At 72.2% G+C, this 17,504-nt stretch carries 21 protein-coding genes; 8 read left to right on the top strand and 13 right to left on the bottom strand.

The genetic code is table 11. The features are described from left to right. Positions 1-24 precede the first annotated feature (24 nt). Both ACV7NM_RS27050 and ACV7NM_RS27045 read left to right on the top strand, forming a co-directional pair. Entirely contained in the window at positions 25-546 is a 522-nt protein-coding gene (locus tag ACV7NM_RS27050) for a DinB family protein (protein ID WP_463412708.1), read from the top strand. 149 nt (positions 547-695) lie between these two features. Next, positions 696-1,226 (top strand): hypothetical protein, encoded by a 531-nt coding sequence (locus ACV7NM_RS27045; protein ID WP_463412707.1) that lies wholly within the window; start codon positions 696-698, stop codon positions 1,224-1,226. Positions 1,227-1,315: 89 nt separating this feature from the next. On the opposite strand, the gene ACV7NM_RS27040 is transcribed toward ACV7NM_RS27045, so the two are convergent. The 8 genes from ACV7NM_RS27040 to ACV7NM_RS27005 all read right to left on the bottom strand — a co-directional run bounded on the left by ACV7NM_RS27040 (position 1,316) and on the right by ACV7NM_RS27005 (position 8,092). Beyond that, positions 1,316-1,828 carry a hypothetical protein gene (locus tag ACV7NM_RS27040; protein WP_463412706.1) on the bottom strand — a complete coding sequence of 171 codons (513 nt, stop codon included), beginning with the start codon at positions 1,826-1,828 and terminating at the stop codon, positions 1,316-1,318. A 94-nt stretch (positions 1,829-1,922) separates the two neighbouring features. Further along, positions 1,923-2,591: a uracil-DNA glycosylase gene (gene ung, locus ACV7NM_RS27035; protein WP_463414083.1), complete on the bottom strand. Its 669-nt coding sequence runs from the start codon at positions 2,589-2,591 to the stop codon at positions 1,923-1,925. A gap of 113 nt (positions 2,592-2,704) precedes the next feature. Next, complete coding sequence (locus ACV7NM_RS27030; protein ID WP_463412705.1) at positions 2,705-4,285, bottom strand: ABC transporter substrate-binding protein; 1,581 nt, start codon at positions 4,283-4,285, stop codon at positions 2,705-2,707. Positions 4,286-4,437: 152 nt separating this feature from the next. Continuing rightward, positions 4,438-5,205, bottom strand: a complete 768-nt coding sequence (locus tag ACV7NM_RS27025; RefSeq protein WP_463412704.1) for an SDR family oxidoreductase — start codon at positions 5,203-5,205, stop codon at positions 4,438-4,440. A 106-nt stretch (positions 5,206-5,311) separates the two neighbouring features. Further along, on the bottom strand, positions 5,312-6,073 hold the full coding sequence (gene fabG / locus ACV7NM_RS27020) for a 3-oxoacyl-ACP reductase FabG (protein ID WP_463412703.1): 762 nt from the start codon (positions 6,071-6,073) through the stop codon (positions 5,312-5,314). Positions 6,074-6,227: 154 nt separating this feature from the next. Beyond that, positions 6,228-6,611, bottom strand: coding sequence for a DUF3037 domain-containing protein (locus tag ACV7NM_RS27015; RefSeq protein WP_389658440.1), 384 nt, complete (start codon positions 6,609-6,611; stop codon positions 6,228-6,230). Next, on the bottom strand, positions 6,608-7,453 hold the full coding sequence (locus ACV7NM_RS27010) for a HipA family kinase (RefSeq protein WP_463412702.1): 846 nt from the start codon (positions 7,451-7,453) through the stop codon (positions 6,608-6,610). The genes ACV7NM_RS27015 and ACV7NM_RS27010 overlap by 4 nt, the downstream gene beginning before the upstream one ends. 18 nt (positions 7,454-7,471) lie before the next feature. Continuing rightward, complete coding sequence (locus ACV7NM_RS27005; protein ID WP_463412701.1) at positions 7,472-8,092, bottom strand: cysteine hydrolase family protein; 621 nt, start codon at positions 8,090-8,092, stop codon at positions 7,472-7,474. Positions 8,093-8,168: 76 nt separating this feature from the next. Here ACV7NM_RS27005 and ACV7NM_RS27000 point away from each other — a divergent pair, with 76 nt between their 5' ends. Further along, entirely contained in the window at positions 8,169-8,627 is a 459-nt protein-coding gene (locus ACV7NM_RS27000; RefSeq protein WP_463412700.1) for a pyridoxamine 5'-phosphate oxidase family protein, read from the top strand. Between the two features lie 28 nt (positions 8,628-8,655). Here ACV7NM_RS27000 and ACV7NM_RS26995 read toward each other — a convergent pair whose 3' ends face one another. Further along, complete coding sequence (locus tag ACV7NM_RS26995; protein WP_463412699.1) at positions 8,656-9,555, bottom strand: LysR family transcriptional regulator; 900 nt, start codon at positions 9,553-9,555, stop codon at positions 8,656-8,658. Positions 9,556-9,628: 73 nt separating this feature from the next. Between ACV7NM_RS26995 and ACV7NM_RS26990 the strand changes: the two genes are divergently transcribed. Both ACV7NM_RS26990 and ACV7NM_RS26985 read left to right on the top strand, forming a co-directional pair. Continuing rightward, a complete protein-coding gene (locus tag ACV7NM_RS26990) occupies positions 9,629-10,588 on the top strand; it encodes a DMT family transporter (RefSeq protein ID WP_463412698.1) in 960 nt (319 codons plus the stop codon). A 45-nt stretch (positions 10,589-10,633) separates the two neighbouring features. Continuing rightward, positions 10,634-10,903: a hypothetical protein gene (locus tag ACV7NM_RS26985; RefSeq protein ID WP_463412697.1), complete on the top strand. Its 270-nt coding sequence runs from the start codon at positions 10,634-10,636 to the stop codon at positions 10,901-10,903. A 37-nt stretch (positions 10,904-10,940) separates the two neighbouring features. Here ACV7NM_RS26985 and ACV7NM_RS26980 read toward each other — a convergent pair whose 3' ends face one another. Then, entirely contained in the window at positions 10,941-12,275 is a 1,335-nt protein-coding gene (locus ACV7NM_RS26980) for an aminotransferase class I/II-fold pyridoxal phosphate-dependent enzyme (RefSeq protein ID WP_463412696.1), read from the bottom strand. A 37-nt stretch (positions 12,276-12,312) separates the two neighbouring features. Here ACV7NM_RS26980 and ACV7NM_RS26975 point away from each other — a divergent pair, with 37 nt between their 5' ends. After that, positions 12,313-13,035, top strand: coding sequence for a pyridoxamine 5'-phosphate oxidase family protein (locus ACV7NM_RS26975; RefSeq protein WP_463412695.1), 723 nt, complete (start codon positions 12,313-12,315; stop codon positions 13,033-13,035). Here the strand turns inward: ACV7NM_RS26975 and ACV7NM_RS26970 are convergent. Together ACV7NM_RS26970 and ACV7NM_RS26965 are read right to left on the bottom strand one after the other, a co-directional pair. After that, positions 13,017-13,976, bottom strand: coding sequence for a DMT family transporter (locus tag ACV7NM_RS26970; protein ID WP_463412694.1), 960 nt, complete (start codon positions 13,974-13,976; stop codon positions 13,017-13,019). The two genes, ACV7NM_RS26975 and ACV7NM_RS26970, sit on opposite strands and share 19 nt — an antisense overlap. Before the next feature lie 159 nt (positions 13,977-14,135). After that, a complete protein-coding gene (locus tag ACV7NM_RS26965) occupies positions 14,136-15,092 on the bottom strand; it encodes an EamA family transporter (protein ID WP_463412693.1) in 957 nt (318 codons plus the stop codon). Positions 15,093-15,297: 205 nt separating this feature from the next. Here ACV7NM_RS26965 and ACV7NM_RS26960 point away from each other — a divergent pair, with 205 nt between their 5' ends. Beyond that, positions 15,298-15,726: a type II toxin-antitoxin system Rv0910 family toxin gene (locus ACV7NM_RS26960; protein WP_463412692.1), complete on the top strand. Its 429-nt coding sequence runs from the start codon at positions 15,298-15,300 to the stop codon at positions 15,724-15,726. Between the two features lie 93 nt (positions 15,727-15,819). On the opposite strand, the gene ACV7NM_RS26955 is transcribed toward ACV7NM_RS26960, so the two are convergent. Beyond that, positions 15,820-16,440, bottom strand: coding sequence for a PadR family transcriptional regulator (locus ACV7NM_RS26955; protein WP_463412691.1), 621 nt, complete (start codon positions 16,438-16,440; stop codon positions 15,820-15,822). Positions 16,441-16,684: 244 nt separating this feature from the next. Between ACV7NM_RS26955 and ACV7NM_RS26950 the strand changes: the two genes are divergently transcribed. Beyond that, positions 16,685-17,503: a PhzF family phenazine biosynthesis protein gene (locus tag ACV7NM_RS26950; RefSeq protein WP_463412690.1), complete on the top strand. Its 819-nt coding sequence runs from the start codon at positions 16,685-16,687 to the stop codon at positions 17,501-17,503. The last annotated feature ends 1 nt before the right edge of the window (position 17,504 follow it).

Raw genomic sequence — 17,504 nt, 5'->3', positions numbered from 1 at the left:
CGGTGTTCGCCGAAGATGGGCGGCATGACCAGTTCTGGATCACACCGTGACGAGCCGTCCACCACCGCGAACGAGCGGGAGATGCTGGACGGCTGGCTCGACTACCACCGTTCCACGCTCGCCTGGAAGTGCGAGGGCCTCAAGGAGGAGCAGCTGCGCGGCACTCCGCTCGCGCCGTCCGAGCTGAGCCTGCTGGGCCTGGTGCGCCACATGGCGGAGGTGGAGCGGTACTGGTTCCGGGAGATCATGCTGGGCGCGGACCTGCCTGAGCTGTACTCCACGCGCGAAGACCCCGACGGTGACTTCCACTTCACCGCCGACGACACCTGGGCGGAGTCCGAGGAGGTCTGGCGGACGGAGGTCGAGCTGGCCCGACAGGCCGCCGCGGGCCGTTCCCTGGACCTGCTCTCGGAGCCCGAGAGCCATCACCGCGGCGAGGTGTTCAGCCTGCGCTGGGTCTACACCCACATGATCGAGGAGTACGCGCGCCACAACGGCCACGCGGACCTGCTGCGCGAGCACATCGACGGCGCCACGGGCGACTAGTCGTCGGGGTTCGGCAGGCGGCGCCGGGGGTCGCGGGGAGCCGTGGCGGCGTCAACCCGGCGCGCGCCGGCGGCCGGCCGTCACTCGTGCGGGGGCAATATCCGCTCCGGGTTTTCGCAACGGGGTCCCCGCACAGCAGAGTTGCGCGGGTGCATCCAACCCGAACCACGACAAAACTGCTGCTCGGAGTGGCCTGTGCCGTCTCGGCCGTCTCCGGCTGTGTGAACGTGAGCCCCACCGCGACGCAGCCCGCGCCGGGCACCTCCAGCGGGCTGCCGCCCCGGCACGAGCCGCGCGGCGGCCCGGGGGCCCTGCCGGTGGTCGTCCAGGCTCCCGCCTTGGAGGCGCTGAAGGCGGGACCGCAGGGGTCCACGCGTCCGGCGGCTTCGGGGGACTCCCGGCGGCCCGCCGCGCACTCGTCGGACCGGCCCCCCAGGGGGCCGGAGGAGGCCGCGCCGCCGGTCATCGACATCCCGGAGCCCCGCAGGCCCGCGAAGGCGGTCGCGGGGCGCCCCGGGGGCCTGCCCGACCCGTCCGGGCGCGAGGCGGCGGTCGGCCGCGAGCTGACGCGGGAGCTGCCGGTCCGCCCGGCCGACGTGTGCGCCCTCGGACGGCGCCACGGGCGCTGGCATCCGGACAGCCCGGAAGCCCGGATCTGCGCGGGCGTCCACGGCGGCTGACGTCGTACGGCACCCCCCGCCTGCGGCTACGAGGGCACGGGGCACGGGGGCACGGGGGCACGGGGGGCACGGGGCAGCCGGATACGGGGCTACGGGCCCTGCTCGGGGAACGGCCCGGCCCGGTCGCCCCGGTCCGCGTCGAGCCGCCGCTCCAGCCGGGCGATGGCGGCCCGCACCCCGTTGCCGTAGCCGTCGTCGGCCAACGCGGCCGTGGCGGCCCGGGCCCGCGCGAGGTGGGCCCGGGCCGCTTCGGGACGGCGCAGCTTCACGTAGTCGGCGGCCAGGCTCAGGTGCAGCGACGGGTAGAACACCCGGACCGCCTGGCGCGGCTCCCGCCGCGCGGGCGGTCCGTCCGCGATCCCCTCGGCGGCGCTCAGGGCCCGCAGGTCCCACGCCAGTTCGTCGGCGGGGTCGTCCTGGGCGTCGGCCATGTAATGCGCGAGGGTGCAGCGGTGGAGCAGGTCGCCGCCCTCCCGGATCTCGGACCAGATCTCGCCGAGCCGGTTGCGGGCCTCCTCGCGGTCGCCGGCGTGCAGCAGGATGACCGCCTGGCCGATCCTGGTCATGACGGCGTCCTCCGACGCCTCCCGCTGCTCCGTCAACGCGACCTCCGACTGCTCCGCCAGACCTGCCCCGGTCTGATCGTCAAGACGCTAACCGGAGCAACCGGCTCAGGCACCGAGGCGCGGTGTGGCGTCAGCCCAGGTCCGGAATGCGCCAGTCGATCGGCTCATGGCCCTGAGCGGCGACGGCCTCGTTGATCTGGGTGAAGGGCCGGGAGCCGAAGAACTTCTTGGCCGACAGCGGGGAGGGGTGGGCACCCTTGACGATCACGTGCCGCTCCTCGTCGATCAGCGGGATCTTCTTCTGGGCGTAGGCGCCCCAGAGGACGAAGACGACCGGGTCGGGGCGGGCGGAGACGGCGCGGATCACCGCGTCGGTGAACTTCTCCCAGCCCTTGCCCTTGTGGGAGTTGGGCTCGGCCTCACGGACGGTGAGCACCGCGTTGAGCAGGAGGACGCCCTGCTCGGCCCAGGGCATCAGGTACCCGTTGTCGGGGACGGGGAGGCCGAGCTCCTCCTTCATCTCCTTGTAGATGTTGCGCAGCGAGGGCGGGGTCTTGACCCCGGGCCGCACGGAGAAGCACAGGCCGTGGCCCTGGCCCGCGCCGTGGTAGGGGTCCTGGCCGAGGACCAGGACCTTCACCTTGTCGAACGGCGTGGCGTCCAAGGCCGCGAAGACCTGCTCGTGGGGCGGGTAGACCGGCCCGTTGGCCCGCTCCTTCTCGACGAACTCCAGGAGCTCTTTGAAGTAGGGCTGGTCCTGCTCCCCGCCGATCGCGGGGAGCCAGGACTCGGGCAGCATCTGGCTCACGTCTACATCCTCCGTACAGGTCCGTGCGACTGCTTGGTGTGACTTGACCCGAACCTACCCGCAGGCACTGACAACGCCTCATCCACCCGTGGCCGGGAGCGGGGCTACCAGCTGGTCTTGCGGTACAGCTCCCACATCTGCATGACGGTCTGCGGGTCCAGCGCCCGCTCGGCGCCCGCGACGTCGTCGCGCGCGGCCACGTAGAGCTTGCCCTGCCACAGCGGCAGCAGACGGACGTCCTGGGCGAAGGTCTGCTGGGCCTGCTCGAACTCCTTGACGCCGGCCGAGCGGTCGCTCTCGCGCCGGGACTTGGGCAGCAGGTCGTTCAGGATGTCGGCCGGCTCGTACGGAGTGCCGACCGCGTTCTCCTTGCCGACGAACGGCGCGATGAAGTTGTCCGGGTCGGGGAAGTCGGGGAACCAGCCTCGCCCGAAGACGGGGAACTCGCCGTTCTTGTAGCCGTCCTGGAACTCGACCCAGGGCTTGCTGCGCAGGGTGATCTTGAAGAGACCGCTCTCGTCCAGCTGACGCTTGAGTTCGGTGAACTCGTCCGCCGTGGAGGAACCGTAGCGGTCGGTGGTGTACCAGAAGGTCAGCTCCACGGGCTGGGTTATCCCCGCGTCCCGGAGGGTCTTCTTGGCCTTGTCGACGCTCGGCTGGCCGTACATGTCGTAGAACGGCGTCTTGTGGCCCAGGACGCCCTTGGGGACCATCGAGTACAGCGGCTCCGCCGTGCCCTGGTAGACCTTGCTGACGAGGGCGCCGCGGTCGATGGTCTGGGCGATCGCCTGGCGCACGGCCGGCTTGGCGACCTGCGGGTCCTTGGGGTTGAAGACCAGGTAGCGGATCTCGGAGCCGACGTTGTCGACGACCTGGACGCCCTTGTCGTGCGAGGCGGGGGTCTGGAGGTCCTTGATCTCCGCGGCGGACAGGCCTCGGTAGGTGGCGTCGATCTCCTTGCCCTTGAGCGCCGCCACCATCTTCTTGGAGTCCGTGAAGTAGCGGATCGTCACGGAGTCGTTGCGCCGGTTCGCGAAGCCCACGTAGCCGTCGTTGCGGCCGAGCACGGCTTCGCCGTCCTTGTACGACGTCAGGACGTAGGGACCGGAACCGGTGGTCTTGCCGTCCTTGCGGATCTTGTCGGCGGGGTACTCGCCGGGCGGCACCAGCGAGGCGGCGGGCGAGCCGAGGACGTAGGGGAAGGTCGCGTCAGGGGTCTTCAGGTGGAAGACGACGGTCAGCGGGTCCGGGGTCTCGATCTTGTCCAGGCTGCCGAAGAGGTCTTTCGGGCCGGTCTTGGCGGCGATCGTCTGGATGCGGTCCAGGGAGTGCTTGACGGCCTTGGCGTCGAGCGCCTCGCCGTTGGAGAACTTCAGCCCCTTGCGCAGCGTGCAGCGGTAGGACTCGTTGGCGGAGTCGGTGAACTCGCACCCCTGCGCGGCGTCCGGCTCGGGCTTGGTGCTGCCGGTGGGAAAGGCCAGCAGGGTCTGGTAGATGTTCCGGTACAGCTCCCAGGAGCCGTCCCAGGCCGCCGCGGGGTCGAGGGTGCTCGGCTTGCTCGTCGTACCGACCACGATCGGCTTGTTGTCGGCACCGCTGTCATCGGAAAGCAGACCGCATCCGGCGAGCAGGGATATGGACGCAAGGGCTGCAGTGATCTGCAGGCATCTGGTCCGGTTGAACACGTGCACGCTCCTCGATCAGCCAGGGGTGCGGCAGACCCTACCGCAGTGCCTCACAAATCCAATGGGCAGGTTTGGTGAGGCACTTGACCGATTTCATGCGCATTCGGTACGCATTTGCCTCCCTTTTGGAGGCAAATGCGTCCGGTTATCGGTCAGTGCACTCCGGCATTGAGAAACATTCCTCCGTCGATGACGAGAGTTTGCCCCGTGATCCATTCCGCTTGTGCAGATGTAAGAAACGCCGCCGCCCCTCCGATGTCCTCGGGGACGCCGAGCCGGCCGAGCGGATAGGCGGCCGACGCCTCCTGCTCGCGCCCCTCGTACAGTGCCTGGGCGAATTTGGTCTTGACCACCGCCGGCGCGATCGCGTTGACCCGGACCCCCGGCGCCATCTCGTGCGCGAGCTGGAGGGTGAGGTTGACCATGGCGGCCTTGCTCATCCCGTACGCGCCGATGAAGGGCGAGGCGGAGATCCCGGCGATCGAGGCGATGTTGACGATCGCGCCGCCGTTGTCCTTCTGCCAGGCGTGCCAGGTGCGCTGGGCGAAGCCCAGTGCCGAGATCACGTTCGTCTCGAAGACCTTTCGCGCCACACCGAGGTCGAGGTCCGCGATCGGCCCGAAGACGGGATTGGTTCCCGCGTTGTTGACCAGGAAGTCCACCCGCCCGAAGGCTTCCATCGTGCGCTCCACGGCGAGGGCCTGGTGGGCCTCGTCGTGCGCCTTGCCGGGGACGCCGATCACCCGGTCCGCCCCGAGGGCCTCCACGGCCTCCTTCAGGGCGTCCTCGTTGCGTCCCGTGATGCAGACCCGGTCGCCGCGGGCGACCAGCGCCTCGGCGATGCCGTAGCCGATGCCCCGGCTCGCCCCGGTGATCAGCGCGACCTTGCCGCTGTCCGTTCCTTCGTACGTCGTCGTCATTGCGCCGTGCCTCTCCTCGGTTGCGGTGCCCCGCGTCGGTTGCGGTGCCCCGCGTCGGTTGCGGTGCCCCGCGTCGGTTGCCGTGCCTCGTGTCGCTCCCGTGCGGTCAGTCGAGCGGGCCGCCGGCCACGTAGAGGACCTGGCCGGAGACGAACCCGGCGGCCTCGCCGGTGAAGAAGGCGATGGCGCCCGCGATGTCGTCGGGGCGGCCCACGCGCTGGACCGGGATCTGGGTGGCGGCGGCGGCCTGGAACTCCTCGAAGCCCATGCCGACGCGGGCGGCGGTCTGCGCGGTCATCTCGGTGACGATGAAACCGGGGGCGACGGCGTTGGCGGTGACGCCGAACTTGCCGAGCTCGACGGCCAGCGTCTTGGTGAAGCCCTGGAGACCGGCCTTGGCCGCGGAGTAGTTGGCCTGGCCGCGGTTGCCCAGCGCCGAGCTGCTGGACAGGTTGACGATCCGACCGAACTTGGCCTCCACCATGTACTTCTGACAGGCCCGGGCCATCAGGAACGCCCCCCGCAGGTGCACGTTCATGACGGTGTCCCAGTCGCTGTCGCTCATCTTGAAGAGCAGGTTGTCCCGGAGCACACCCGCGTTGTTGACGAGGATGGTCGGGGCGCCCAGCGCGCTCGCGACGCGCTCGACCGCGGCCTCCACCTGCGCGCTGTCCGAGACGTCGCAGCCGACCGCGAGGGCCGTGCCGCCCGCCGCCGTGATCGCCTCCACGGTGTCCTTGCAGGCGGCCTCGTCGAGGTCCAGCACGGCGACCGCGCGGCCTTCGGCGGCCAGGCGCACGGCGGTGGCCGCGCCGATGCCCCGGGCCGCCCCGGTCACGATCGCTACACGCTGCTCGGTGGTGGACATGCTGGGTCTCCTCGCGCTCGGAATCCTCTGGAGCGGTCGCCCACGGGTGAGCAACCGCTTAGTAGCTTCAGCTGAGGAGACGCTAGGAGCCCTGGCACCCGGTGTCAACGGCACCGGGCCCCAGGGCCCCAGGTCGTACGGATCTTCCTCCGGGTCAGCGCACCAACAGGTCGAGCAGCCGCTCCACCTCGGCCTCCGGGTCGGCCGTCAGCCCCGTGTGGACGGGGCCCGGCTGCACGACGGTGCTGCGCGGCGCGATCAGCCACCGGAACCGGCGCCCCGGATCGTCCCCCGCCGCCTGACCGGCACGCTCGCCGCCCCGGCACAACCCCTCGACGGCGTGCAGGGCGGCCCGCACCCCCGCCACGTCGGCGCCGGGGTCCAGGGCGCGGAGCTTGGCCTCGTCCAGGTGGGTGCGCGCGGCGACGTAGGACTTCGCCCGGCAGTACACGATCACGCCGGCGTTGAAACACTCGCCGCGCTCCACGCGGGGCACCACACGTACCAGCGCGTACTCGAACACGTCCCGCTTGATCACTCGCTGTCGCTCTTCTTCTTGGTCTCGTGGGGCCATTCGGGCAGGTGGTCGGTCAGCCAGCCCGGCGGCTTGGACGGGGCCCTCACCTCTGCCTCCATCGAGATCCTCTCGTGGATCGTGGGCGCGCGCGTCAGCAACGCCTCCACGTAGGCCATGCGCAGCTCGTCGGTCGAGTCGAAGCCGGGCTCGTCCACCAGCCACTCGTCGGGAACGTCGGAGGCGACCTCGGTGAGCAGCTCCCGCGTGACCAGGGGCGCGAGCGCCTCGGCGGCTGCCGCGATGTCCGGGCCGAAGGACGCCAGCACGTGCTCGGAGGCGTTGTAGGGCTTGGCGGCGGCGCTCTCGGCGGTGGGCCAGTTGTGGTGCCAGATCATGGTGGCGCCGTGGTCGATGAGCCAGACGTCCCCGTGCCAGACCAGCATGTTGGGGTTGCGCCAGGACCGGTCGACGTTGTTGACGAGGGCGTCGAACCACACCACGCGTCCCGCCTCGACCGGGTCCACCTGGTAGGCGAGCGGGTCGAAGCCGATCGAGCCTGGCAGGTAGTCCATGCCCAGGTTGAGTCCGCCGCTGGCCTTGAGCAGCTCCTGCACCTCCTGGTCGGGCTCGCCGAGCCCGATGACGGGGTCCAGCTGCATCCGCACCAGCCTCGGGACCCGCAGCCCCAGCCGCTGGGCCAGGAGCCCGCAGACGACCTCGGCGACCAGGGTCTTGCGCCCCTGACCGGCTCCGGTGAATTTCATGACGTAGGTACCGAGATCGTCGGCCTCGACGATCCCCGGGAGCGAGCCGCCCTCACGCAGGGGCGTGACGTAACGGGTCGCGATCACTTCGGACAGCATCCGGCCAGGTTACGGGGGTCAGCGCGCGGGGCCCCACCGTTTAAGCAGCGCCTCGGTGGTGGTGACGGCCGCGACGAGGGAGAGCGAGTGGCGGATCACCTCGTCCGTGTAGGCGGCCGGCACTCCGCAGACGGCGTCCGAGGGCACCACGACCCGGTAGCCGAGGTTCACGGCGTCGAAGACGGTGTTGGGGATCGCGATGTTGGAGGAGACCCCGGTGACGACCAGGGTGCGGACGCCCAGGTTGCGCAGCAGGGGGTCGAGGTCGGTTCCGGCCATCGGCGACAGGCCGTGGAGGCGGCGCACGATCAGGTCCCGCTCGGCGACCTCGATGGGCGGGGCCACCCGTACCGCCAGGGTTCCGGACAGCTGGCGCACCGGCAGTTTCCCGGCGGCGCGGAAGAGCCGGGCGTTGGTGTTGGCCCCCAGACCGTCCGGCCTCCGTTCGGCGACCGCGTGCAGTACCTGCACGCCGGCCCGGTGCGCGGCGGCGACCAGGGCGGCCACCCGGTCCAGCATCCCCGAGTCCCTGGCCTCTCGCGCCAGTTCGGGCAGGACGCTCTCGTCTCCGACCACGCCGTTTTGGCATTCGACGGTGAGGAGTGCGGTGGTGGCGGCATCGGGTGCGGGTTCCGACATGGCTCCCCCTGGCGTGACGGCCGAAGAGCCCCCATGATTCCTGACACATAGTCAGATGTGAAGGGGTGCGGGACGCATGGACGGGACACAGCGGCGGGGCCGGCGCATCATGATGACCGACGAGGAAGTGGACGCCTTCCTGCGAGAGCGGCGCACCTGTCGGGTGGCCACGGTCTCCCCCGACGGGCGTCCGCACGTGGGCGCCCTGTGGTTCGCCTGGGACGGCCGGTCGCTGTGGCTGTACTCGATCACGCGCAGTCGCCGCTGGTCGGACCTGCGCGAGGACCCGCGGATCTCGGTGGTCGTGGACGCGGGCGAGGCCTACGACGAGTTGCGCGGGGTCGAGCTCTCGGGAAACGCCGTCTTCGTGGGCGAGGCTCCCCGCACCGGCGGGCACTGTCCGGAACTGGACGAGCCGGAGCGCCTGTTCCCGGCCAAGAACTTCGGCATCGCGGAGATGCCGCACGACGGCCGGCACGCCTGGATCCGACTGACCCCCGACTCGGTCGTCTCCTGGGACTTCCGCAAGCTGTAGGCGGGGGGGGTACTCGGGCCGGCGGCGCTCAGAGACCGAGGGCGGCCGCCCGCAGGGCCTCGACGGCGGCCCGGATCGAGGGCCGCCGGTCGGCGTCGGCCCGCCAGACGACGTAGACGTGGCGCTGGACGGCGTCGCGGACGGGCAGCAGTCGGACCCCCTCCGGCATCGGCCCGCGCCCGAGCCTCGGTGTCACGCACACCCCGAGACCGGCTTCCACGAAGGCCAGTTGGGTGTGGTGCTCCTCGGCGATGTGCGCCACGCGGGGCTCGATGCCCATGTCACGCAGGGTGAACACCAGCCACTCGTGGCAGAACTGGCCCTCGTTCCAGGAGATCCACTCGTCGGCGGCGAACTCGGCGAGGGAGACCTCGCTTCGCCCGGCCAGCCGGTGCCCGGCCGGCACGGCGACGTCGCAGGAGTCGTCGAGCAGGTGCGCGCGGGTCAGTTCGGCGGGCACCGGCATCCGCTTGTTGTACCAGTCGATGGCCAGCGCCAGGTCGAGATCACCGCGCACCACGGCCGCCATCGCCTCCTCGGGCTCCTGCTCCCGTACCCGCGGGCGCAGTTCGGGGTGGTCGACGCGCAGCGCGGACAGGGCGGGCGGCAGCAGACCGCGCATCGCGGTCGGGAAGGCGCCGATGCCCAGTTCCCCGACCGCGCACCCGCGCCGGGCCTCGACATCGGCCTGCGCGAGCTCCACCTGCGAGATGATCCGCGCCGCGTGACCGGCGAGCAGCCGTCCCGCGTCGGTGAGCCGGACCCCTCGGCCGTTCTTGGTCAACAGGGGCTCCCCGACCTCGCGCTCCAGCTTGGCCATCTGCTGGGAGACGGCGGAGGTGGTGACGTGCAGGCCGTCCGCCGCGCCGCTCACCGAACCGTGGCGGGCGAGGGCGTCGAGGGTGCGCAGGCGCTCCAGGTTCAACATGTAAGCAATGCTACGACGTTGCCACGAGGAATTATCGCTTGTTCTAATGCTTCGCGCATACCAGAGTGAACCCATGAGCGCACCCGCCACCGCCCGGTCCGTCCCGACGAACGCCACGACCGACACCGTCTCCCCCACCCGCCGCCGCGCCCTCGACTGGCGCGTGCGGTTCGCCATCCTCTCGGTGATCTGGGGCTTCAGCTTCCTCCTGATCAAGGTCGGCACACAGGGCTTCGCCCCGTTCCAGGTCGCCCTCGGACGGGTCGCGTTCGGGGCGCTGACCCTGCTCGCCGTGCTGCTGGTCCGCCGCGAGCCCCTCCCCCGCGGCCGGCGCACCTGGGCCCACCTGGGCGTAAGCGCGCTGCTGCTCAACACCGCCCCGTTCTCCCTCTTCGCCTTCGCCGAGCAGAGCATCCCCTCCAGCCTGGCCGGCATCTGCAACGCCACGTCACCGCTGTGGGGCATGGTGCTCTCGCTGGTCGCGCTGTCGGAGGACCGTCCGACCCGGCGCCGCTTCGCGGGGCTGGGGCTGGGCTTCCTCGGGGTCCTCACGGTGCTCGGCGCCTGGCAGGGCTTCTCCGGGGTCGACGCGAAGGGCGCCGTACTCGCCCTGCTTGCCTCGCTCTGCTACCCGATCGGCTGGATCTACGTACGCCGTACCCTGGCGGGCACGCCGGGCTCGCCGGTGGCGATGACCGGGGCCCAACTCATCGTCTCGACGTTCCAGTTGCTCCTGGTCAGCACGCTGTTCACCTCGGCGCCCACCGATCTGCCGCTCTGGCCCACCCTCGCGGTGATCGCCCTGGGCGCGCTCGGGACAGGCACGGCCCTGCAGATGCAGTACGGCCTGGTGTCGGAGATCGGCCCGACCACCGCGCAGATGGTCACGTACTTCGTCCCGGTCATCGCCACCACGGCGGGCGTGCTGGTCCTCGGCGAGCAGCTCCACTGGAACACCCCGGTGGGCGCGGCGATCGTCCTGGCGGGCGCCGCCCTCACCCAGGCCCGACCCTCCGTCCGCGAGGCCGCCTGACGGCTGCCGCGGTCCCGGTGATCATCACCACTCCGGGAGTATCACGTGAGCCCCGCCACCTTCCTCATGGCACTGGGCCCGGCCGGCGCCCTGCCCGGAATCCGGATCGCGCTGAACCCGCGTGGCTCCGCCGCCTCACTCGAGCGCTGGAGCGATGCCGACGCCGAGCCGCGCATGCACGCCCGGGGCAACCTCGGCCCGGCGGGACGGCGCATCTCGGCCCGCCTCTTCCCCCTCTTCCGCCCCTTTCGGCACGGTGATCGGGCTGGGCGGGGGGTCCTCATTCCGGGCGGGCTGCTGGAACTCCTCGTCTGACGCGCCCCACGGCGGCCGGGCGGGCCGCCGGGGTCCCTCAGCCGTAGCGCACGACCGGTGGCCCCGGCCGCACCGCCGCGGCCACCGCGTCCGCGAGGCCCGGCAGTTCGTCCGGCGCCACCCCGGACACCGTCACCCGCACCCCCGGGCCGCTGTCCACCCGGAACCGCGCGCCCGGCGCGACGGCCCACCCGGCGCCCAGCAGCCGCGTCACCGTCCCCGTCTCGTCGGCGACGGGCACCCACACGTTCATCCCGCTGCGTCCCCGCGCCCGCACCCCGCGCTCCGCGAGCGCCGCGACCAGTCCGTCCCGCCGTTCTCCGTAGGACCGGGCCACCGCCGCCGTGTCCACCGCGCCGGAAGTCCACAGCTCGACCACCGCGTACTGCAGCAGCCGGCTCACCCACCCGGGCCCCAGCCGCTGCCTGCCGCGCACCCGGTCCATCGTCACCGCGTCGCCGGTGAGCACCGCGAGCCGCAGGTCCGGGCCGTACGCCTTCGCCGTCGAGCGGATCAGCGCCCAGTGCCGGGTCACCCCGCCCAGGCAGCGCAACGGCAGGTCCACGATGCCGTGGCCGTGGTCGTCGTCCACGACCAGCACTTCGGGATGGCGGCCGAGCAGTTCGCACAGCTCCGCCGCCCGCGCCCCGCCGACCGCGGCGCCCGTGGGGTTCTGCGCGCGCGACGTCACCACCAGCGCCCGGGCTCCCGCGGCCAGCGTCCGCGCCACCGCCTCCGGTCGCGGACCCTCGTCGTCGACCTCTACCGGCAGCACCCGTAGGCCCAGGGCAGCCGTGAGGTCCAGCACACTGCCCCAGCCCGGGTCCTCCACCGCCACCGCGTCCCCGGGCCGCAGGTGCGCGGCCAGCACCCGCTCGACGCCGTCCAGCGCGCCCGAGGTCACCGCCATGGCGCCGGGCGGCACCGCGTCGGCGTCGAAACCGGCCCGGGCCAGGCGGGCGAGCTCCGGCGCCACCGGGTCGTCCCCGTACAGGGTGGGCGCCTTGGCGTACCGGTCGGCCGCGGCGGCGAGGGCCTCGTCCAGTGCCGGCAGCAGCGACACGTCGGGATTGCCCGAGGCGACGTCACGTACGCCGTCCGGAACCACCGCGCGCAGCTCGTCGCGCGGCGCGCTCGCGGGCCGGGCCCGTACGCGGCTGCCCCGCCGTCCGTCCGTCTCGATGACCCCGCGCTCGCGCAGCGTCCGGTACGCGGCGGCGACGGTGTTGGGGTTCACCCCCAGCACCCCGGCCAACTCCCGCATGGGTGGCAGCAGCGCGCCGGGCGCGAGCGCGCCCGACCCGATGCCCGCTTCGACGCTGGCCGCGATGTCCGATGCGCGACGCCCCGTGATCCGATACTCTCCTAGCACAAACGTCATTATGCACTAGTACAACGGAGTTCGCACCATGAGCGTCACGCCCGTCACCGAGCCGACCGACCAGCCGACCGACCCGGCGACCACGGACGCCGCACCGGCCGACTCGTACGCGCCCACCTCGCGCACCGTCCCGACCCGCTCCAAGGAACGGGCGCGCTACGACCGCGAGACGGTCCACTCGATACTCGACCAGGCGTACGTCTGCCACCTCGGCTTCGTCCGCGACGGCGCACCGGTGGTACTGCCGACGCTCTTCGGCCGCGTGGGCGAGCGGCTCTACCTCCACGGCTCGACCGGCTCCCGCCCGCTGCTCGCGGCGGGCACGACCGACCCCGGACTGCCCGTGTGCGTGACCGTCACGCACGTCGACGGCCTGGTGCTGGCCCGCTCCGCCTTCCACCACTCCATCAACTACCGCTCCGTCGTCGTGCACGGCACCGCCTACCAGGTCACCGACGAGGAAGAGCGCCGCATGGCGCTCGACGCCCTGGTCGACCACGTCGTCCCGGGCCGCTCCGCCGACTCCCGCCCGGCCAACGCCAAGGAACTCGCGGCCACGGCGGTGATCCGCCTGGACCTCGACGAGGTGTCGGCGAAGCTCCGCACCGGTGGCCCGAACGACGACGCCGAGGACCTGAGCCTGCCCTTCTGGTCGGGTGTGGTCCCGGTCGCCCCGGCGTACGGAGCCCCGGTCCCGGCCGCCGACCTGGCCCCCGGCATCGCCGTCCCGGGCTACCTCGCCGCGCTCTGAGCCACCGGGGCGGGCCGGACCTCGGCCGGCCCGCCCGCGGGCCGTCGCGCCTCGGCGGCGATCAGCGCACCGACCGCCGTCAGCAGCAGTACGGTGCCCAGCACCACGGCGCCGGTCAGCCGCTCCCCGAGCAACAGGACGGCGATCACCGCGGCGCTCACCGGCTCGATCAGCATGATCACGGACACCGTGGCGGAACGCACCGCCGCGGCTCCGGTGAAGTACAGGACGTACGCCAGGGCCGTCGGCACCACGGCGACGTAGACGAGCAGCCACCCCACCCGGGCCGGATCGGCGGTGTGCGGGAGCAGCCCCTCCACCACGGCGGGCGGCAGCAGGCACACCGCGCCCACCCCGACCGACCAGGCGGTGGTGACCAGCGGGTCCCCGCCGGCCCCGCGCTGCCCCAGCCACCGGGCGCGCAGGGTCATTCCCGCGTAGCCCGCCGCCGAGAGCAGCGCCCAGCCGACGCCGAGCGGCCGCACCTCACCGCCGCCGCTGCCCAGGACCAGCACGGCCAGGCCGGCCAGCGCCCCGCCGACCGCGGCGGCCCCGCCCCGACCGAGCCGCTCGCCCATCCAGTACCGCGCGCCGAGCGCGATCAGCACGGGCCCGGCGCCCAGGGTGACCACGGTGGCGACCGCCAGGCCCGTTTCCCGTACGGCGCCGAAGTACGCGGCCTGGAAGAGGGTGAACATCAGGCCGGTACCGACCAGGGACCGGACGGAGGGTCGGGGCGCCGGACGGGGCCCGCGGCGTACGGCGAGCACCCCGGCCAGGACCACGAGACCGCCCGCGCTCCGCCAGAACGACAGGGCGAGCGGGCCGAGATCACTGGCCAGGAAGAGGAGTGAGGCGGCCGCCCCGGCGGTGCCCCAGGCGGCTCCGGCGACGACGAGGTACAGCAGACTGCGCCCGGCAGCGGGCGAATGGTTCGACACAGGTGTCTCCGCGCATGCGTGAAGGATGAGAAAGGCAGGTCATCGCTTCGCGGGCAGCGCGAACCCGCCCGGATCACTCCCGGGCCGGGACTGTCTGCGTGTGGGCCGCCCGCGCTAGGCGGCGGGAGGCGGAAGCACGGTCGAAGGCATGATCGCAGCCTAGGCGTTCGTCGTCTCGCGGTCCAGCACGGCCGGATCGGCCGCGCCCGGCGGTGTGGGCCGGGAGGACTGCGCGATGAAGGCCCCGCCCAGGACGAGCGCGCCGCCCAGCGTCTGCCAGGTGGAGAGGCGCTCCCCCAGGAGCACCCAGGCGAGCACGGTCGCGACGACCGCCTCCAGGCAGGCCACCACACCCGCGACCTGCGGCGACAACCTGCGCACGGAGACGACACCGGTCATGTACGCGAACACGGTGGCGATCAGCACCACGAAGGCGAGCAGCACCGGCGCCGGCACCGACATGTCGCCCATGACGGCGTCGCCCGCCAGCACCCGCCAGTCGATCCGCCACGGCCGCGCGACCGCGGTCATGACCAGCGTTCCGATGAGCATGCCGAACGCGATGACGCCGAGCGGGTCGGGTACGTCGCCCTCGTCGCTGCCTTGGTCCGCGAAGACGAAGTAGCAGGCCTGGCAGCAGGCCGCCGCGAGGCCGAGCAGCACGCCGAGCGGGTCCAGGCTGAGCCCGGCCCAGATCTCCACGACGCAGGCCAGTCCGACGACGGCCACGCCGGCACCGACCGCGGCGGCCCGGGTCACCGGCTCGCGCCGCACGAAGCGGATGTACCCGAGGAGCAGGCACGGGCCCAGGTACTCCAGCAGCAGGGCCACACCGACGGGGATGCGGGAGAGCGAGGCGAAGTAGAAGGCCTGCACACCCGCGACCGCTATGAGCCCGAAGCCGGCCAGCAGGAGGGGTTTGCGCCGCATCAGGTCGCGGTGGCGCCAGGCCAACGGGGACAGCACCAGGGCCGAACCGGCCACCCTGAGCCACACCATGTGGAGCGGGTCCAGACCCGCCTCGATCAGCGGCTTCGCCGCCACCCCGGAACCGCCGAACGCGCACGCCGAGACGAGGGCGAGGCCCAGTCCGGCGTTCTTCCCTGACGCTTGCATGGGGTCATCATGGCAGGGCCGGACAGGAGTATCACCCGGATGACACCTGTTGAGACAGGCTGGGGAACGGCCTTGGTTTCGGGCCGGGTGCGGGCCGCGGGCCGGGTCGGCGAACGCGGCTTTTCCTGACAGGTCGTCAGTATTGAATGTTCCGGCTACCGGGGCTACGTTCCGCGCACGTACCCGACGAGAAGGGGTGGCCCCCATGGCCGCAGTCACCGCGGAATCACGCATCGAGGCGCCCGCCGCGAAGGTCTGGGCGCAGCTGACGGACTGGGACGCGTACGGCCAGTGGAGCATGACCCACACCGACTTCCCGAAGGGCGGCCCGGCGACCCTCTCGCTCGGCTCCACCTTCACCGAGAACATGAAGATGATGGGCTTCCCGGCCGAGGTGTTGTGGACCGTCTCGGAGCTGGAGGACGAGCGCCTCTTCGCCATCACCGGCAAGGGACCGATGGGCGTGGCCGTCCTCACCCGGTACAGCCTGGTCCCCGACGGCGACGCCACCACCGTCCGCGTCGACGGCGAGTTCACCGGCGCCGCCGTATCGCTGATGGCGGGCAAGCTCAAGGACTCCGCGACCGCCGCGCTGAACGAGTCGCTGCGCAAGCTGTCGGCACTGGTCGCCTGACGGCCCCCACGGGCACGCCCCGCACGCACGCCGGCGCGCCCCACGAGCGGACTCGTGGGGCGCGCCGGCGCGTCGCGGGAGGGGCGGCCGGACTCAGTGCTCGTCGGCCAGGATGAGGTAGAGCTTCCTGCGGGCGTCGTTGATGACCGCGAGGGCTTTCTCGCGCTGCTCGGGCGTGCCGGTCTTGAAGACCTGGCCGAACGCCTCCATCAGGCCGATGCCGGCCGTCCGGACCTCGTGCATCGCCTCGAAGTCGAACCCGCGGCCCGCCTCGGCCCAGGGGGCCGACGGGCCCGACTCGGCCTCGGTACGGCCGGCGTCGGTGAGCGTGAACAGCTTCTTGCCGCCGTCGCTCTCACTGGTGATGAGGCCCTCGTCCTCCAGCAGTTGGAGGGTCGGGTAGACCGAGCCGGGGCTGGGCTTCCACGCCCCGCCACTGCGCTCGCCGATCTCCTGGATCATCTCGTAGCCGTGCATCGACCGGTCGGCGAGCAGCGCCAGGATCGAGGCGCGCACGTCACCGCGCCGGGCGCGGCCCCGCGGCCCGCCCCGTCCCCCGCGTCCACCGAAGGGGCCGCCGCCGAAGGGCGGTCCGAACGGGCCGAAGGCGGCGCGCCGCCCCGTGAACTCCTCCCGACGGTCGGGGCCGCAGTGGCCGTGGCCCCGTCCGTGCTCGTGTCCGTGGTCATGTCCGTGCTGTCCGTGTGAACGCATGACTGCGCTCCTTTCGTCATTCGGTGCTGTGGATTTCGTCGTTGACGTCGACGTTCGACTCGACGTCGATGCGTCGATCACTACTGATCGCTTCTTCCGAAGCCACTTCCGGGGCTCCGATGCCTCTACTATCGCCGACCACTCGCGATGCGTCAACGATATATCGGAAACTTTTCACCGACAGGGCCAGTCACCCCGAGTTGGCCTTGGCGGGCGATTGGGAATCCGCCCTACGGTCAAGGGCATGCGCATCCGAATCGTCGACGCCTTCACCGACCGCCCCTTCGCCGGCAACCCCGCCGGAGTACTGCTCCTGGACGGCGACTTCCCCCACGACCACTGGCTCCAGCAGGTCGCCGCCGAGGTCAACCTCTCCGAGACCGCCTTCGCCCGCCCGCTGCCGGCCGGCGGCGAGGCCGACTGGGCGCTGCGCTGGTTCACCCCGGCCGCCGAGGTCGACATGTGCGGCCACGCCACCCTGGCCACGGCCCACGTCCTGGCGACGAACGGCCTCGCGAACGGCCCGATCCGGTTCGGCACGCGCAGCGGCGTACTGACCGCGCTGGCCGCCGAGGACGGCCGGATCACCATGGACTTCCCCACGTCCCCCCTCACGCCGGTCGAGACGCCGGCGGAGGTCGAGCGCGCCCTCGGCGCCGCGGCACTGTCCGCCCACGACACCTCCGCCCACATCGGGGACCTGGTGGTCGAGCTGGCCGACGAGCGGACCGTACGGGACCTCACGCCGGACCACGCTGCGCTGCGCGCCTACGCCCGCCGCGGGGTGATCGTCACGGCGGCCGCCGAGGACCCCGCGCGCGGGTACGACTTCGTCTCCCGCGGCTTCTTCCCCGCCGTGGGCATCGACGAGGACCCGGTGACCGGCAGCGCCCACACCGCGCTCGCCCCGTTCTGGGCCGCCCGGCTGGGCCGCACCGAGCTCGTGGGCCGCCAGGGCGGGAGCCGCACGGGCCTCGTCACGGTCCGGCTCGCCGGTGAGCGCACGCTCCTGATCGGCGACGCGGTCACCGTCCTGGACGGGGAGTTGCGCGCCCGCCCTTGAC

The sequence above is a fragment of the Streptomyces sp. Tek67B01 genome (assembly GCF_055231995.1).
The sequence above is the reverse complement of the archived record's forward strand: the minus strand, read 5'-3'. Positions and strand labels throughout refer to the sequence as shown.

Coding starts and splice junctions, on each gene's coding strand:
- ACV7NM_RS27050 (WP_463412708.1), top strand. CDS start 25: ATGACCAGTTCTGGATCACACCGTGACGAGCCGTCCACCACCGCGAAC.
- ung (WP_463414083.1), bottom strand. CDS start 2,591: ATGCTGCCCGAGTCCTGGCTCCCCGCGATCGGCGGGGAGCAGGACCAG.
- ACV7NM_RS27025 (WP_463412704.1), bottom strand. CDS start 5,205: ATGACGACGACGTACGAAGGAACGGACAGCGGCAAGGTCGCGCTGATC.
- fabG (WP_463412703.1), bottom strand. CDS start 6,073: ATGTCCACCACCGAGCAGCGTGTAGCGATCGTGACCGGGGCGGCCCGG.
- ACV7NM_RS27010 (WP_463412702.1), bottom strand. CDS start 7,453: ATGCTGTCCGAAGTGATCGCGACCCGTTACGTCACGCCCCTGCGTGAG.
- ACV7NM_RS27005 (WP_463412701.1), bottom strand. CDS start 8,092: ATGTCGGAACCCGCACCCGATGCCGCCACCACCGCACTCCTCACCGTC.
- ACV7NM_RS27000 (WP_463412700.1), top strand. CDS start 8,169: ATGGACGGGACACAGCGGCGGGGCCGGCGCATCATGATGACCGACGAG.
- ACV7NM_RS26995 (WP_463412699.1), bottom strand. CDS start 9,555: ATGTTGAACCTGGAGCGCCTGCGCACCCTCGACGCCCTCGCCCGCCAC.
- ACV7NM_RS26990 (WP_463412698.1), top strand. CDS start 9,629: ATGAGCGCACCCGCCACCGCCCGGTCCGTCCCGACGAACGCCACGACC.
- ACV7NM_RS26975 (WP_463412695.1), top strand. CDS start 12,313: ATGAGCGTCACGCCCGTCACCGAGCCGACCGACCAGCCGACCGACCCG.
- ACV7NM_RS26965 (WP_463412693.1), bottom strand. CDS start 15,092: ATGCAAGCGTCAGGGAAGAACGCCGGACTGGGCCTCGCCCTCGTCTCG.
- ACV7NM_RS26960 (WP_463412692.1), top strand. CDS start 15,298: ATGGCCGCAGTCACCGCGGAATCACGCATCGAGGCGCCCGCCGCGAAG.
- ACV7NM_RS26955 (WP_463412691.1), bottom strand. CDS start 16,440: ATGCGTTCACACGGACAGCACGGACATGACCACGGACACGAGCACGGA.
- ACV7NM_RS26950 (WP_463412690.1), top strand. CDS start 16,685: ATGCGCATCCGAATCGTCGACGCCTTCACCGACCGCCCCTTCGCCGGC.